The organism is Streptomyces sp. NPDC045846 (genome assembly GCF_056431605.1).
The window spans coordinates 285,226-301,286 of sequence record NZ_JBWKKJ010000002.1 but is presented as its reverse complement, the minus strand read 5'-3'; the positions used below and the strand labels follow the sequence as shown (position 1 = coordinate 301,286).

General features: G+C 72.2%; 11 protein-coding genes and 1 tRNA gene. 2 read left to right on the top strand and 10 right to left on the bottom strand.

What is annotated here, in order from left to right; translation table 11 throughout:
• Positions 1–6: 6 nt before the first annotated feature.
• The 5 genes from ettA to AC07F3_RS06340 form a co-directional block, all read right to left on the bottom strand.
• Positions 7–1,671 (bottom strand): energy-dependent translational throttle protein EttA, encoded by a 1,665-nt coding sequence (gene ettA / locus AC07F3_RS06360; RefSeq protein WP_479111036.1) that lies wholly within the window; start codon positions 1,669–1,671, stop codon positions 7–9.
• A gap of 148 nt (positions 1,672–1,819) precedes the next feature.
• Complete coding sequence (locus tag AC07F3_RS06355) at positions 1,820–3,229, bottom strand: Cys-Gln thioester bond-forming surface protein (RefSeq protein ID WP_479111034.1); 1,410 nt, start codon at positions 3,227–3,229, stop codon at positions 1,820–1,822.
• A 339-nt stretch (positions 3,230–3,568) separates the two neighbouring features.
• Positions 3,569–4,081, bottom strand: a complete 513-nt coding sequence (locus AC07F3_RS06350; RefSeq protein WP_479111032.1) for a single-stranded DNA-binding protein — start codon at positions 4,079–4,081, stop codon at positions 3,569–3,571.
• A 236-nt stretch (positions 4,082–4,317) separates the two neighbouring features.
• Complete coding sequence (locus AC07F3_RS06345) at positions 4,318–6,033, bottom strand: GTPase (protein WP_479111030.1); 1,716 nt, start codon at positions 6,031–6,033, stop codon at positions 4,318–4,320.
• Positions 6,030–7,634 (bottom strand): dynamin family protein, encoded by a 1,605-nt coding sequence (locus AC07F3_RS06340; protein ID WP_479111893.1) that lies wholly within the window; start codon positions 7,632–7,634, stop codon positions 6,030–6,032. Before AC07F3_RS06340 ends, AC07F3_RS06345 begins: the two co-directional genes overlap by 4 nt.
• A gap of 364 nt (positions 7,635–7,998) precedes the next feature.
• Here AC07F3_RS06340 and AC07F3_RS06335 point away from each other — a divergent pair.
• A tRNA-Arg gene (locus AC07F3_RS06335) sits at positions 7,999–8,071 on the top strand.
• Positions 8,072–8,142: 71 nt separating this feature from the next.
• On the opposite strand, the gene AC07F3_RS06330 is transcribed toward AC07F3_RS06335, so the two are convergent.
• From AC07F3_RS06330 to qcrB, 3 genes are all read right to left on the bottom strand, one after another.
• Positions 8,143–8,814, bottom strand: a complete 672-nt coding sequence (locus tag AC07F3_RS06330) for a TetR/AcrR family transcriptional regulator (RefSeq protein WP_479111028.1) — start codon at positions 8,812–8,814, stop codon at positions 8,143–8,145.
• Between the two features lie 98 nt (positions 8,815–8,912).
• The gene (locus tag AC07F3_RS06325) at positions 8,913–9,359 is read right to left on the bottom strand and encodes a PNPOx family protein (RefSeq protein ID WP_479111026.1); all 447 of its coding nucleotides are present in this window, start codon (positions 9,357–9,359) and stop codon (positions 8,913–8,915) included.
• Positions 9,356–10,915 (bottom strand): cytochrome bc1 complex cytochrome b subunit, encoded by a 1,560-nt coding sequence (gene qcrB / locus AC07F3_RS06320; protein ID WP_479111024.1) that lies wholly within the window; start codon positions 10,913–10,915, stop codon positions 9,356–9,358. Before qcrB ends, AC07F3_RS06325 begins: the two co-directional genes overlap by 4 nt.
• 264 nt (positions 10,916–11,179) lie before the next feature.
• Here qcrB and AC07F3_RS06315 point away from each other — a divergent pair, with 264 nt between their 5' ends.
• The gene (locus tag AC07F3_RS06315) at positions 11,180–12,451 is read left to right on the top strand and encodes an aspartate aminotransferase type Ic (RefSeq protein ID WP_479111022.1); all 1,272 of its coding nucleotides are present in this window, start codon (positions 11,180–11,182) and stop codon (positions 12,449–12,451) included.
• A gap of 94 nt (positions 12,452–12,545) precedes the next feature.
• On the opposite strand, the gene AC07F3_RS06310 is transcribed toward AC07F3_RS06315, so the two are convergent.
• Positions 12,546–13,415, bottom strand: coding sequence for an ABC transporter permease (locus tag AC07F3_RS06310; RefSeq protein WP_479111020.1), 870 nt, complete (start codon positions 13,413–13,415; stop codon positions 12,546–12,548).
• Positions 13,412–16,024: an alpha/beta fold hydrolase gene (locus AC07F3_RS06305; RefSeq protein WP_479111018.1), complete on the bottom strand. Its 2,613-nt coding sequence runs from the start codon at positions 16,022–16,024 to the stop codon at positions 13,412–13,414. The genes AC07F3_RS06310 and AC07F3_RS06305 overlap by 4 nt, the downstream gene beginning before the upstream one ends.
• Positions 16,025–16,061 lie beyond the last annotated feature (37 nt).

The following is a 16,061-nucleotide window of genomic DNA, read 5'->3' as shown; positions in this document are numbered from 1 at the left end:
CGACGATCAGCCCCGGGTGAGCTTCTTGTACGTGGCGCGGTGCGGGCGGGCCGCGTCCGCACCCAGGCGCTCGACCTTGTTCTTCTCGTACGACTCGAAGTTGCCCTCGAACCAGTACCACTTGGACTCGCCCTCGTAGGCGAGGATGTGCGTGGCCACCCGGTCCAGGAACCAGCGGTCGTGGGAGATCACGACGGCGGCACCGGGGAACTCCAGGAGCGCGTTCTCCAGCGAGGAGAGCGTCTCGACGTCGAGGTCGTTGGTGGGCTCGTCGAGGAGCAGCAGGTTGCCGCCCTCCTTGAGCGTGAGCGCCAGGTTGAGGCGGTTGCGCTCACCACCGGACAGCACGCCCGCGGGCTTCTGCTGGTCCGGGCCCTTGAAGCCGAAGGCGCTGACGTAGGCGCGGGACGGCATCTCGACCTGGCCGACGTTGATGTAGTCGAGCTCGTCGGAGACGACGGCCCACAGCGTCTTCTTGGGGTCGATGTTGGCGCGGCTCTGGTCGACGTACGAGATCTTGACGGTCTCGCCGACCTTGATCGAGCCGTTGTCCGGCGTCTCCAGGCCCTGGATCATCTTGAAGAGCGTGGTCTTGCCGGCGCCGTTGGGGCCGATGACGCCCACGATGCCGTTGCGCGGCAGGGTGAAGCTGAGGTCGTCGATGAGGACCTTGTCGCCGAAGGCCTTCGAGAGGTTGTTGACCTCGACGACGATGGAGCCCAGACGCGGGCCCGGCGGGATCTGGATCTCCTCGAAGTCCAGCTTCCGCATCTTGTCGGCCTCGGCCGCCATCTCCTCGTAACGGGCGAGACGGGCCTTGGACTTGGTCTGGCGCCCCTTGGCGTTCGACCGCACCCACTCCAGCTCTTCCTTGAGGCGCTTGGCGCGCTTCTCGTCCTTGCGGCCCTCGACCTTCAGGCGCGCGGCCTTCTTGTCCAGGTACGTGGAGTAGTTGCCCTCGTACGGCAGGGCGCGGCCGCGGTCGAGCTCCAGGATCCACTCGGCGACGTTGTTCAGGAAGTACCGGTCGTGGGTGACGGCCACCACGGCGCCCGCGTACTTCGAGAGGTGCTGCTCCAGCCAGTTCACCGACTCGGCGTCGAGGTGGTTGGTGGGCTCGTCGAGGAGGAGCAGGTCCGGGGCCTCGATGAGGAGCTTGCAGAGCGCCACGCGGCGCTTCTCGCCACCGGAGAGGTTGGTGACCGGCCAGTCGCCGGGCGGGCAGCCCAGGGCGTCCATGGCCTGCTCCAGCTGGGCGTCGAGGTCCCAGGCGTTGGCGTGGTCCAGGTCCTCCTGGAGCTTGCCCATCTCCTCCATGAGCGCGTCCGAGTAGTCGGTCGCCATGAGCTCGGCGACCTCGTTGAAGCGCTTCAGCTTGCCCATGAGCTCGGCCGCGCCGTCCTGCACGTTCTCCAGGACGGTCTTGGACTCGTCGAGCTGGGGCTCCTGCATGAGGATGCCGACGCTGTACCCGGGCGACAGGAAGGCGTCACCGTTGGAGGGCTGCTCGAGCCCAGCCATGATCTTGAGAACGGTGGACTTACCGGCACCGTTCGGGCCGACCACACCGATCTTCGCGCCGGGAAGGAAGTTCAGGGTGACGTCATCAAGGATCACCTTGTCGCCGTGCGCCTTGCGCGTCTTGCGCATGGTGTAGATGAACTCAGCCAAGAGAAACCGTCCGGCAGATCGATGGGTGGGCAGATACACCCCATCTTGCCAGTGGTCCACCCCCGGACGGAAACGGCCCCGGTACGCGATGCGTACCGGGGCCGCTGCCCGTCACCGGGCGCTCACTCTGAGCTCACCGCTTGTTCGCTTACTGACCGGCGGTCTTCTTCTTGCGGAGGAAGAACACCGCGCCGCCGCCGAGCAGCACCAGGACGACCGCCGCACCGGCGATCATCGGGGTGGCGCTGGAGCTGCCGGTCTCGGCCAGGTTGGTGCCACCGGTGGTCCCGGTGGAGCTGCCACCGGCCGAGGCCGGGCTGGGCGCCGAGGACGGAGCAGGCGTACCGCTGCCGGCGGTCTTGCAGTCCAGGACGCCGGAGAAGTGCTGGCCCGCGATGGTGAAGTCGTACTTCTGGTCCTCGGCGACCGGGAACAGCACGGTCTTCGACTCACCCGGCTTGACCGACGCGAGGGTCTTGCCGCCCACGGCCACCGGGAAGGCCTCGTCGCCCTTGTTGGTGACGGTGATGTCCACGCCGCCCTTGGCGCAGTCCTTCTTGACCGTCACGGCCGGGATGGCGCCCTGCTTGGCCCAGACCGCCTTGGCCTCGGCGTTGACCGTCGAGTCGCTGGAGCCGGCCAGGATCTGCGTCTGGCTCTTGGAGTCGCTGGCGAACGCGCGGCCGACCGGCACCTGGGTGGTGGCCGACAGGCGCACCGAGCCGGCGCCCGGCTGCGCGCCCGCGGGCACGTCGAAGAAGAGCTGGCTGTTGTTGGCGGCGGAGGTTACGGCCTTCCCCGCCTTGTCGACGATCTTGACCCCGGCGGAGGTGAGCTCCGCGGACGGGGTGACCGTCACCTTGCCGGCGTTGGTGTGCACCGTGACCGGGCCGAGCTTCTGGCCGGCCTTGCCCGCCACCGAGGCGTTGTCCAGCGTCAGCGAGGCCGCGGGCTCCGCCTTGGCCTCGGCGTTCTTGAACAGCCAGTCCGCCAGGGTCTGGGCGTCCTTGTCGACCGCGTCGACCTTGACGTGGTCCGAGTAGCGCCAGATCGCGACCTGGGTCGCCGCGGCGGCCTCACCGTTGGTGAGCTTGCCGGAGACACCCGCGTCCGTGGCCAGCTGGCCGAGGTCGTTCTTCTGCGGGTAGGAGTGCTCGAGGATCCAGCGGATCTTCCCGGCGTCCTTGTTGTTGGCCAGCGAGGTGCCGCTCCACGGCGTCTCGCGGTACTGCGCCTCGCGCTGCGTCGGGTTGTGGATGTCGATGCAGTACGTGCGCAGCGTGCCGCCGCCGTCGACGTTCATCCGGAACAGGCCGGCTTCGACCTTCTCCGTGCGGCCGTTGTCGCCGGTGATGACGGCGCCGGCGAACGAACCGGGCTCCAGGCCCTGGATGGTGGCGGTCGCGCCGCCCTGGCCCTGCTGGTCAGGCGTGTCCGCGACGGCCGCACCCGCGCCGGCTATCGCACCGGCCGCGACGAGTCCCGTGACGGCTGTGGCGGTGGCGAGGCGCAGAGCACCCCGCTTGCGGGCGCTACGCCCGTGAACGGCTGAAAACACAGAATTCCCCTTCGGGCGAGGCTCTTTCGCATGTGGTGCGCGTGCACGAGAGGTGCGCGTGGGGGAAGTGCCTCGCCGGCAGACTCAAGTGCCCCGTGAGTACGCGGGAATCCTAGGGATACGGAAGTCGACGATCCGCAGCGATGACATCAGATAACCATTCCGATTCGAAATCGTTATCCCAAAACACGTGTGCCACCTGGCCTTATCGACAAATCCCCGGAACAGAAGGGGAGTTTCGGGACACCTTGCGTGCTCAACCATCTCTCGGCTCCCCCTCCTCCATTCCTCAAGGCATTCCTCAAGTGCGGGCGCTCGCAGGCCTGTCGGCGCGGCCGCCTACGTCGTGACCTTGGCCGATTCCCATACCACTGCTGGCACTTCCTTGGCCGAAACCGGCCGACCCGCGCCCGGCGAGGCCGCCTCGCGCCCCGGCGCCGGACCGCCCTCCGCCCCCTGGACGGCCGCCCGTTCGACCGGCCCGGCCTCGCCCTTGAACACCCGCCGGAACGCCGTGGTCCCGCGCGACATGTCGTGCCCGATCGCCACCGCGTCCACGTCCGCCGAGAACCAGCGCGGCCCGTCGCCCCGCTCCTCGTCGCGCACCTTCAACCGGCCGTGCACCACCAACGGTTCGCCGATGGCGACCGAGCCTGTCAGATTCATCCCGAGCGCCCGCGCCGCCCACACCGTGTAGAAACTGGTGGCCCCGTCGACCCAGGACTGCTTCTCCCGGTCGAATCGGCGGGCGGTCACCGCGAGCCGGAACCTGGCCGCCCCGCCCGTCGCCGATTCCCGCCACTCCACCTGCGTGGCCACATTCCCGACCAGCGTCACCATCGTCTCGTTCACTGCCCTCAACCCCCGTACCGCGTAGAACCCGTGGGACCCGATCGGCGCGGAACGCGGGGCGGACGAGGAAAAGCCCCGCCCGGCCCGGCACTCGATCGAACCCTTGCGCTGTCGATCTCCATGCTGGACCGGACGGGGAGCCCGTGCCGGGGCCTGTGGACCACCGCCCCCCTGTGGAAAACCCGCTCACCCGGACGAGGCACCCCGCCCCGGGGCCGCGCGGCGAGCCCCCGTGCCTACCGCCCCGCCCCGGCCCCCACCACCGCCGCGTACTGCTCGCGCACCTCGCGGTAGCGCAGCAGCTCCGCGGCCACCGGATCCAGGACCTTGGCCCGGCCGCAGGCAGCCGCGGCCTCCCGGAGCCTGCGTTCGGCCTCCTGGCCGTAGCGTCGGCCGGGGCCGCGGGCCGCGACCGCGCAGGCCCACTCGATGAGGGGCCCGCCGACCACGCCGCCCAGCATCACGAGCGCCGGGACGATGAGCCCCGGCCGCAGCACTCCGACGATCTGGCCGAGCAGCCAGAGCCCGCCCACGATCTGAATGCCCGTCATCACCATCTGGGCCAGCACGGCCGCCGGCCACCACGGGGGCCGCGGCGAGGCACCGCGCTCCAGCTCCTCCCGTACCGCGAGTTCGTCCAGCGCCTCGGGCAGCCCCTCGGCGCCGCGCACCGCGGCCTCGCGCACCGCCTGCGCCCAGGGTGCGGGCAGCCCCGCCGCGGCCTCGTCGGCGACCGTGCGGACCGCCTGCTCCACTCGCTGGCGGGCGGTGACCTGCTCCTCGACCGGCGTGTCGGAGCGCGGCCGTTGCAGGGCCGGGACGCGGATCCGGTCGTACCAGCGCCACAGCCGCAGCCACGGAGTGCCGCACGCGCGCTGGGCGTTGCGCTGCCACTCGCGTTCGGCGGCCTCGCCCGCGGCCGCGGCCCCGACCGCCGCGGCGAGCCGGTCCGCGAAGTCCTGACGGGCCCGCTCGCCGAGCCCGGGCCGACCGTCCGCCACATACAGCGGGCGCAGTTCGGCGGCGGCCGCGTCCACGTCGGCGCCGAGCCGGCGCGCGGCCGCCCCGCGTTCCCGCACGAACTTTCCGAGCTGCTCGCGCAGTTCTGCCACGCCCTGGCCGGTCAGCGCGGACACGGCGAGCACCGAGGCGCCGGGCTCGCCGTGTTCGCCGAGCGCCATGCCGTCCTCGTCGAGCAGTCGGCGCAGGTCGTCGAGCACCTGGTCGGCGGCCTCGCCGGGCAGCCGGTCCACCTGGTTGAGCACCACGAAGCTGACCTCGGCGTGCCCGGCCAGGGGCCGCAGATAGCGCTCGTGGAGCACGGCGTCGGCGTACTTCTCGGGGTCCACGACCCACACGATCGCGTCCACCAGGGCGAGCACCCGGTCGGCCGCGTGGCGGTGCGAGACGACCGCCGAGTCCAGGTCGGGCAGGTCGACGAGGACGAGGCCCTCCAGGTCGCCGCCCCCGCCGTCGAGCGGCCGACGGCGCAGCCTCCCCGGGATGCAGAGCCGGTCGAGCAGCCCGGCGGCGCCGTCGGTCCAGCTGCACGCGATGGGCGCCCCGGTGGTCGGGCGGCGCAGCCCGGTGTCCGAGATCTGGCTCCCGGCAAGGGAGTTGAACAGGGTGGACTTGCCGCTTCCGGTGGCGCCCGCGACGGCGACGACGGTGTGCCGCGCGGACAGGCGCTGGCGCGCGGACGCCTCGTCGAGCACCCGCCCGGCCTCGGCGAGCGCCTGGGTCTCGAGCCGGGTGCGGGAGAGCCCGACCAGTTCGCGCAGCGCGTCCAGGCGCCCGCGCACCGCGCCGACGTACGGCCCGCCGATGGGCTCGAACGCGACGTCCTCCTCGCTCTCCTCGCCCTCCTCAAGGACGGCGGTCATCTCGCCGGGCTCGGCGGCGCGCCGCGCGATCAGCCCGTCGTCCCAGCGGTCGTCGGCCTCCTGCGTCATGCCGCTTTCCTCTCCTTCTGCACTACGGACAGCGCGGCGATCAGCCCGGCCTGCGGCTCGGGCGTCACCTCCAGCGCGTCCAACGGAGCGAGCCGGCGCTCGCGTTCGGCGCCGAGCACCTGGTCGATGTAGGTGGCGACGAGCTCGCCGCCCTTGTCCCGCAGCCGCAGCGCGCCGTGGGCTCCGATGCGCTCGGCGAGCCGCTCGCCCGCCCGGCGGGCCCGCCGCCCCCCGAGCAGCGCGGCGGCGAGCAGCGCCGCCACGGTCTCGGGGTCGGGCGCGAGGGAGCGTTCCATCTCCCGCACCTCCTCCTCGGCCAGCTCTTCGAGCACCCGGCGCCAGCGCCGCACCGCGAGGCCGATCCGGTCCTCCGGGTCCTCGTGGCGCACCTCGCCGGCGAACCGCCCCGCCGCCGGCTCGCGCGCCCACGCCTCCCTGACCCGCTCGTCGGCGGCGGCGGCCGCGCACCGCAGCAGTTCGGCGAGGCTGTCCACGAGCGCGTCGAGGAGTTCGGCGGAGGTGGCCCCGCCGGGGTGGGCGCGCCAGCGGGTGAGCGCGTCCCCGGCGAGCACCTCACCGGCCCGCAGCCGCCGCCGCACCCGGGCGCCCTCCTTGGCGTACGCGTCCTCGACGGCGCCGGTGAGGCGGACGGCGGCGGCGTACTGGGCGGCGACGGCCGAAGCGAGCTCCGGCATCCGGGCGTTGAGCGATTCGATGGCGCCCGACGCGGTACGGGCCACGGCCTGCTGCCGGGCGGCCGGGTCCTGGCTGCGGTGGGTGAGCCAGGCCCGCAGCGCGGCCACCGCGGTGGAGGGCAGCAGTCCGTGCGAGGCCCCGGCGGACTCGGGCAGTTCGGGCACGGTGAACCGCGGCACGTCCCCGAGCCCGGCCTTGGTGAGCAACGCCCCGTACTGCCGCGACACTTCGGCGAGCACCTGGTGCGGCACCCGGTCGAGCACCGTGACGAGGGTGGCGTCGTACTCCTTCGCCGTACGCAGCAGGTGCCACGGCACCGCGTCGGCGTACCGGGAGGCGGTGGTGACCATGACCCACACGTCGGCGGCGCAGATGAGTTCGGCCGCCAGGATGCGGTTGCTGACGACCAGTGAGTCGATGTCCGGCGCGTCCAGGAGCGCGAGCCCGCGCGGCAGCGTGGTGGCGGTCTCGACGCGTACCGATCCCTCGTCGCCCCCGCCGGGCAGCTCGTCGCCCTCGGCGTCCTCGTGCTGCTGCGGCAGCCAGACGCGGGTGAGTTCGGGCAGCACCCGCACCCCGGCGAACCACTCCTTGTCGTCGGGGTGGCACACGAGCACGGGCGTACGGGTGGTGGGGCGCAGCACCCCCGCCTCGCTGACCCTGCGCCCCACAAGGGAGTTGACGAGCGTGGACTTCCCCGCGCCGGTGGAGCCGCCGATGACGGCGAGCAGCGGCGCTTCGGGATCTCGCAGCCGGGGCAGCAGATAGTCGTCGAGCTGTGCGAGCAGCTCGCTGCGCGTCTGCCGGGCGCGGGGCGCCCCCGGCAGGGGCAGCGGGAGACGCACGGCGGCGACACTGTCGCGCAGGGCGGAGAGTGCGTCGATGAGCTGAGGCCGTACGTCCAAGGTCACCACATGCGAAGAATGCCCAACTTTGGCGGCTTTTTGAAGCGTATGGCCACTTCCGCGCGCGTCCGTACGCAGCCGAGACGGGCCGAACGGACACAAGGGACAGATGGGACGAGTGGGACGCAGGCATAACGAGTGCACAACACCCTGCGCCGCGAGCGTCAAAAGCGCTGCATGATTCGCACCTGCCTGCGATTATCGGTTCGCTTCACCGAACCTCCACATCGTGCCACGCAGGTGAAGCAACCGGGACGAGGTGACAGGAGCCCTATCCTTGTCCCCGGCAAGGTCATCGGCCCGGGACCCGTCCCGGACGACACCCTTGCCAGCCCGGGGCTCCAGGCCACCGAGGCCCCATCCGGCCCCCGTAGCTCAGTGGATAGAGCAGGCGCCTTCTAAGCGCTTGGCCGCAGGTTCGAGTCCTGCCGGGGGCGCATCCGCGCCATGCTGGTCCGGCCCTCCTTCGGGAGGGCCTTTTTGCTGGTCGGAGCTAGCGAGCGGCTGGTCAGGGGCAGGGGGCTTCGCCGCCCATTTCGCGGTAGACCCGGTCCGTCTCCTCGGCCGTCAGGGGCCGCTCGGGCAGCGGGCGTTGGGCGGGGGCGCGGAAGCCGTCAAGGAGGAGGGCCAGGTGGCGGCGCCAGGAGCCGGGGCGGACCCGTTCGACCGCGGGCAGTGAGGTGCCGAGCGCGCTGAGGGCGAAGAGGAGGTCCTCCGGGACGACGTCGGTGCGCAGTTCCCCGTCGGCGGCGGCCCGCCGCATCAGGTGGCTCAGCGTCGTGTGGTTGTGGACGTGGATCGCGTCCAGGGTGGGGACGCCCTCGATGGCCGTGGTCATCAGGTCGCCGACGCCCCGGTCCCGGGCGAGCAGCGCGCAGACGCCCTCCAGGTACGTGGTGAGCGCGCCCCACGCGTCCTCGGCCGGGCGCGCCCGCTCGCCGGACGCCATCACCGCGGTCAGGTCGTCGTGGAAGACCGCCTCGACCAGGTCACCCCGGGCGGGGAAGCGCCGGTAGAGCGTGGCGTTGCCCACCCCGGCACGCTTGGCGATCTCGTCGAGCGGGACGTTGAGTCCCTGCTCGGCGAAGAGCTCCCGCGCCGCGGCGACGAGCAGGTCCCGGTTGCGCAGGGCGTCGCGCCGCAGCTGCGGGGGGTTCTTCTTGCTCTCCGGCGGGACCATGGGCCCAGACCCTACAACAGCGGACAAGACCCCCTCCCTGCCCGGAAAAGGCGGTGCGACCAGCCAGAACGCCTCCGCGCCCGGCTCGGCCCGCCCCCCTAGTTCACGCAGTACGTCCAACTCGGCTGCCAGGCCGGGCCGAACAGGCCCCGGTCGCCGGCGCCGGTCACCAGGCGTACGCCCACCGTGCCCGCGAGACCGTGCCGCAGGCGGCTGCGGGCCAGCCGGAGCACCGCGGCCATGCCGTACTTGTCGATGAGGGCGGTCCGGTAGCGCACGCTGCCCTCCGCGTCGAGGAACGCCGCCCTCGCCGTCAGCGGGGCGGCCCCCGAACCGTCCGCGATCTCGATCCGGGACCCCGCGCGCAACCGGGCCGCGAGCGGCGAGGCGGTCGGCAGCAGGAGGCCGAGCGCGGGGCCGTCCTGGATCACCCAGGTCCGGTCGGTGAGCGCGGCGCCGTCGACCGCGTACGTGGTGATCAACAGGCGCCTGGCGGCCGCGAGTTGGCCCGCGCGGGTGCGCGGCTGCCTGCGTACCCCGTTCAATGCCCGGCGCTTCCGTGCCCGGCGGCGAGGCTCTCGCGCTCCTCGGCCGTCGCCTTGCGGACCTGCCCGCCCTCGCCGAAGTAAGCGCGAGAGAGCCGGGCCCGCAGCGAGGTGCCCTCGGCGGTCGGCAGGGGCTGCTCGTGCGCGGTGAGGGTGTGCAGCCGCTCCGCGGGCAGCGGCTCGTGCACCTCGACGTACTCCCCGTGCGGCAGCTTCTTGATGCGGCCGGTCTCCCTGCCGTGCAGCACCAGGTCGCGGTCGCGCCGCTGGAGGCCCAGGCACCAGCGCCGGGTGATCTCGAAGACGAGCACCGGCACCACGAAGAGGCCGATCCGCACCGCCCAGGTGATCGCGTTGAGCGAGAGGTGGAAGTGGGTGGCGATCAGGTCGTTGCCGCCGCCCGCCAGGCTGGTCAGGTACAGGCTGATCCAGGCGGTGCCGAGGGCGGTGCGTATGGGGGCGTTGCGCGGCCGGTCCAGGAGGTGGTGTTCGCGCCGGTCCCTGGTGATCCACCCCTCGACGAACGGGTAGAGCGCGATCAGCCCGAGGATGGTGGGGAAGAGCAGGATCGGGATGAGCACGCCGAGGACCAGGGTGTGGCCCCAGACGTTGATCTCCCAGCCGGGCATCACCCGGACCAGGCCCTCGGCGAAGCCCATGTACCAGTCGGGCTGGGCGCCGGTGGAGACGTGGTCGGGCCGGTACGGGCCGAAGGCCCAGATCGGGTTGATCGAGGCGACCGCGGCGAGGACCGCCGTGACCCCGAAGACCAGGAAGAAGAACCCGCCCGCCTTCGCCAGGTAGACCGGCAGGAGCGGCATGCCGACGACGTTCTCGTTCGTACGCCCCGGGCCCGCGAACTGGGTGTGCTTGTGGAAGAACACCAGGATCAGATGGGCCACGAGCAGGCCCAGCATGACGCCCGGGATGAGCAGCACATGGAGGCTGTAGAAGCGCGGGATGATGTCCGTGCCCGGGAACTCGCCGCCGAACAGGAACATCTGGAGGTACGCCCCGACCACGGGCACGGACAGGAGGACGCCTTCCAGGAAGCGGATGCCGGTGCCCGAGAGCAGGTCGTCGGGGAGCGAGTAGCCGAAGAAGCCGTCCAGCATGCCGAGGAACAGCAGGCAGAAGCCGAACAGCCAATTGACCTCGCGGGGCTTGCGGAAGGCGCCGGTGAAGAACACCCGCATCATGTGCACGAACATCGCCGCGAGGAAGATCAGCGCGGCCCAGTGGTGGATCTGCCGGATCAGCAGTCCGCCGCGCACCTCGAAGCTGATGTGCATCGTGGAGTCGAAGGCCTCGGAGACCTTCTGGCCGTTGAGCGGGACGTACGAGCCGTCGTAGACGATCTCGGCCATGCTCGGTTTGAAGAACAGCGTCAGATAGACGCCGGTCAGGATGATGATCACGAAGCTGTACAGGCAGATCTCGCCCAGCATGAACGACCAGTGGTCCGGAAAGATCTTCCGCATGTTGCTCTTGGCGAGCCGGTAGAGGCCCACCCGCCCGTCCGCCCAGTCGGCGACCCGCTCTCCACGCCCTGCCACCGCAGACCCCCTCGCTTGAGCGCGCCGTCGGGGCGGCGCGCGCGTCGGAACGGCAGCGGAGGAACCGCTCCCCTGCCGACCTCCGCATACTAACTGGGGAGTACTCCCCAGTTAGGCGCGCCCCCTCCGGTACCGCCGGACCACGCGCCCTCCTCCCGGGCGGGGAAGCCGGTCGTCCGGTCCTCAGGGGCGTCTTTGTAAGCTCGACAGGGCGCACCCACCCATGCCGTTCCAGACACGCGCGGCCCCGCGAGAGGAAACACCATGACCACCGAGTTGAGCTCCGACGCCCTGGCCGGGCTGCTCGACCAGGCCCGGCAGGACTACGCGGCGCTGGCGGCTCGCGGCCTCAAGCTCGACCTCACCCGGGGCAAGCCCGCACCCGAGCAGCTCGACCTCTCCGAGGACCTGCTCAGCCTGCCCGGCGGCCGCTACACCTCCGCCGACGGCACGGACGTCCGCAACTACGGCGGCCTCCAGGGCCTGCTCGAACTCCGTGAGATCTTCGCCGAGGTGCTCCAGGTCCCCGCCGGGCAGCTGCTCGCCGCGGGCAACTCCAGCCTGGAGCTCATGCACGACTGCCTGGTGCACGCGATGCTGAGCGTCGTCCCGGGCGCCGAGTCCCACTGGGTCGACCAGGAGCGCCTCGCGTTCCTGTGCCCGGTGCCCGGCTACGACCGGCACTTCTCGCTGTGCGAGCGGTTCGGCATCGAGATGATCCCGGTGCCGATGACCGACGCCGGTCCGGACATGGACGTGGTGGAGCGCCTGGTCGCCGAGGACGCGGGCATCAAGGGCATCTGGTGCGTGCCGAAGTACAGCAACCCGAGCGGCGTCAGCTACAGCGACGAGACGGTGGCGCGCCTCGCCCGGATGGAGACCGCGGCCCCCGACTTCCGGATCTTCTGGGACAACGCGTACGCGGCCCACCACCTGACCGACGAGCCCGTCGAGATCGCCGACCTGCTCGGCGCCTGCGCGGCGGCCGGTCACGCGGACCGCGCCTTCGTCTTCGGCTCCACCTCCAAGATCACGGCCGCGGGTGCGGGCGTCGCCTTCTTCGGCTCGTCGCCCGCCAACGTGCAGTGGCTGCTCGCCAACAACTCCAAGCGCTCGATCGGCCCCGACAAGGTCAACCAGCTGCGCCACGTGCTGTTCCTGCGGGACGCGGAGGGCGTCGCGGCCCACATGGAGCGCCAGCGCGCCCTGCTCCAGCCGAAGTTCGAGACCGTCCAGCGGATCCTGGAGAGCGAGCTCGGCGGCACCGGCCTCGCGAGCTGGACGGCCCCCAAGGGCGGCTACTTCATCACCCTCGAAGTGCCGGAGGGCTGCGCGAAGGAGGTCGTGGCGCGGGCCGGCCAGGCGGGCGTCGTGCTGACCCCTGCCGGTGCGACGCACCCGTACGGCAACGACCCCAAGGACGCCACCATCCGGATCGCGCCCAGCTACCCGAGCCCTGCCGAGCTGGAGCAGGCGATCCTCGGCCTGACGGCCTGTGTGCGCCTGGTCGGGTACGAGAAGCTCCTCGCGGCCTGATCAGGGCCTCGCCCCGCATGGCGGTGGCCGCCTTCGAACCTCCCGTGTCCGGGGGCCGAAGGCGGCCACTTCCCGTATGCCCCTGATCGGGGCGCTACGACACGATGTCCTTGCGGGCGAACCCGCGGAAGGCCAGCGCGAACAGCACCAGCGCGTAGGCGACCGAGACCGCCGCGCCCTTCACCATGCCGCTCCACTCCAGGTGCGGCTGGAGCGCGTCGGCCCAGGCGAACTGCCAGTGCGCGGGCAGGAAGTCCCGCCAGCCGCCGAGCGCCGTCACCGCGTCCAGGACGTTGCCCACGATGGTCAGGCCCACGGCGCCGCCGACCGCGCCGAGCGGCGCGTCCGTCCGTGTGGAGAGCCAGAACGCGAGCGCCGCGGTGACCAGTTGGGACACGAAGACGAAGGCCACCGCGACGGCCAGCCGGGGTATGGCCTCGCCCGCGCCGAGCGAGCCGCCGGTCGGGATCTGGAGCGGCCCCCAGCCGTACACCGCCGTGCCCGCCGCGAGGGCCACCACGGGCAGCAGCACGATCGCCGCCGCGCTGAAGGCCAGCGCCACGGCCAGCTTGGACCACAGCAGCCGCGCCCGGGGCACCGGCGCCGCGAGCAGATAGCGCAGCGAGGACCAGCTCGCCTCGGAGGCCACGGTGTCCCCGCAGAACAGCGCGACGGGCACCACGAGCAGGAAGCCCGCCGACACGAACAGGCAGGTCGCGGCGAAGTTGGCGCCGGAGGCCGTCGCCGTGTCCATCAGGGTGATGCGGCCGTTGCGACTGCTCGGGCTACCGCCGATGGCGAAGGCGACGATCAGCACGAACGGCAGCGCGCCGAGCACCGCCCCCATGACCAGGGTGCGCCGGCGCTTCAGCTGCCGTACGGCCTCGACGCGCAGCGGCAGCGTGCGCCGGGCCCGGTAGCCCGGCGCCGTCCCGCCCGCCGACGGCTCCATCAGCGTGGTCATGCGGAACCTCCGATGAGGGTGAGGAACGCGTCCTCCAGGCGGCGGTGCGGGCCGACGCCCGTCACCTGCACGTCCAGGCGCAGCAGTTCGGTCAGGAGCGCGGTGGTGCCCGCCCCTTCGAGACGGATCAGGAGACCTTCGTCGGTGCGCAGCGCCGAGCCGATGCCGGGCAGCGCGGACACCTTGTCGACGACGGCGTCGGCGACCGGTTCGGCGGTCGTGACGAGCAGGGTGTCGCTCGCCCCGGTGATCTCGGCGACGGGGCCCGCCTGGACGAGCCGGCCCCGGTCCATCACCACCAGGTGCGTGCAGGACTGCTCGACCTCCGACAGGAGGTGGCTGGAGACGATCACGGTGCGGCCGCCCTCCGCGTACCGGATCATCACGTCCCGCATCTCGCGGATCTGGGGCGGGTCGAGCCCGTTGGTCGGCTCGTCGAGGATCAGCAGGTCCGGCATGCCGAGCATGGCCTGGGCGATGGCGAGCCGCTGGCGCATGCCCTGCGAGTAGGTGCGCACCGCGCGGTGCAGCGCGTCGCCCAGGCCCGCGATCTCCAGGGCCTCCTCGATGCGGGAGTCCCCGGCGGGGCGGCCGGTCGCCGCCCAGTACAGCTCCAGGTTCTCGCGGCCCGACAGGTGCGGCAGGAACCCCGCGCCCTCGACGAACGCGCCGACCCGTGACAGGACGGGCGAGCCCGGCCTGATGGCGTGGCCGAACACGCGGATCTCGCCGCCGTCGGGCCGGATGAGGCCCATGAGCATGCGCAGGGTGGTGGTCTTGCCCGCGCCGTTGGGCCCGAGCAGGCCGAGCACCTGGCCCTTCTCCACCCGGAAGGAGAGCTCGCGGACCGCGTATCGCTCGCTGGACCTGGCGTATCTCTTCGTCAAGTCGGTGATCTGGAGCGGCACTTCGGCCAGCTCCGGGTCCGGGTCCGGGGTGTGGGTGCGGCGGGTGACGAGCAGCGCGCCGCCGATGAGCGCGCCGGCCAGCGGAAGGCCCCACACCCACCAGGCCAGCCCCGCCGACGCGGTGCGCGCGGCGGGCACGGTGGGCACGCTCAGCCCGCCGCCCGCCAGCGAGACGGTGTACGTGGCGGGCGCGGCCGGGGAGGCGAAGCCGAGGTCGGTGGCGGCCACCACCAGGCGCAGCCGGTGCCCCGCCTCGACGTTGTGGTCGACGGCGGGCAGCGTCAGCTCGACGGTCCTGCCGTCCTTCGCGCCGTCGACCCGGACCGGGGCGACGAGCTGGGCGGGCAGCACCTGCTGCTTGCCGTCGGGGCCGACGTCGTAGACCTTCCCGAAGAGCACCGCGTCGTCGCCGCTCGACCTGACCTTGAGCTTGACGGTGGGTGAGCCGGTGACGTGGACGCCGGTGCCCAGCGGGGCCGAGTCGAACCGCGCGTACTGGCCGGGGAAGTCGAGGGAGAGGCCGACGCCGAGCGAGGACAGGCCCGACAGGCCCGCGCCGCCGAGGCCGGGCACCGCCGAGATCGCGGGCGGGGCGCCGCCCGGCGGGTTGTCGAAGCTCTGCTCGCGGCCGGTGAGCCCGATCGTCTGCCGCCCGCTCTCCAGGCCGGGGTAGCTGCCGCTGCTCGCTCCCCTCAACTGGGCGGCGCCGTCGGTGGTGTTGAGGCCTCCGGTGCGGGTGACGCGGAAGGCGGGTCCGGTGTCGGCGCCCTTGTCGCCCTTCAGGTACCGGTCGAACCACTGGGTGACGCGGGCCTGGGTGCGGCTCGTCTCGCGGTCGCCGCCGTCGTGGCCGCCCGCGACCCAGTCGACGGAGACCGGGGCCCCGTTGGCGGAGATCCGCTTCGCCATGGCGTCGGCCTGGTCGAGCGGGAACAGCGAGTCGGTCTGGCCCTGCATGATCAGCGCGGGCACCTTGATCCGGTCGCCCACCGCGGAGGGGCTCTTGGACTCCAGGAGCTTCCGTGCCTCCTCGTCCGGCTTCCCGGCGGTCGCGACCCGGTTGTACATCGCGCACAGCCGCGGCTCGAACTTCTGGCAGCCGCCCGCCGTGGAGACGAAGATCCCGGCCCAGAGCTTCTTGTAGACCCCCTGCGGGAAGAAGACGTCCGCCAGGTTCCAGTACGTCATCTCCGGGGCGATGGCGTCGACCCTCTTGTCGTACCCGGCGGCGAGCAGCGAGATCGCGCCGCCGTAGGACACCCCGGTCACGCCGACGCGCGGGTCGCCCGGCCCGTCGAGCCGCACCTCGGGGCGCTTGGCGAGCCAGTCGATGAGCCGCGAGACGTCCTTGACCTCGAACTGCGGGTCGTTGAGCCCGATCTGGCCGGTGGAGGCGCCGAAGCCGCGCGCGGACCAGGTCATGACGGCGTACCCGTCGCGCGCGAGCTGTTCGGCCTGGCCCTTCACCTCGTCCTTGCTGCCGCCGAAGCCGTGCCCGATCAGCACGGCGGGCCGCTTGTCCTGGGCGCCGCCCGCCGTGAAGAACGAGGTGTCGATCTTCGCTCCGGGCACGTCGAGCACCTGGTCCTGCCGGTGCACGGCGGGGGCGCCCGAGGCGCCTGCGGCGCTCCAGACGCCGGCCCCGGCCAGGGCGACGAGGGCGGCCGCCCCCGCGGCCACCCGCCATCGGCGTCTGCGCATGCTGATCTCCATCCCCCCACGGTATGCGCCCGCACCG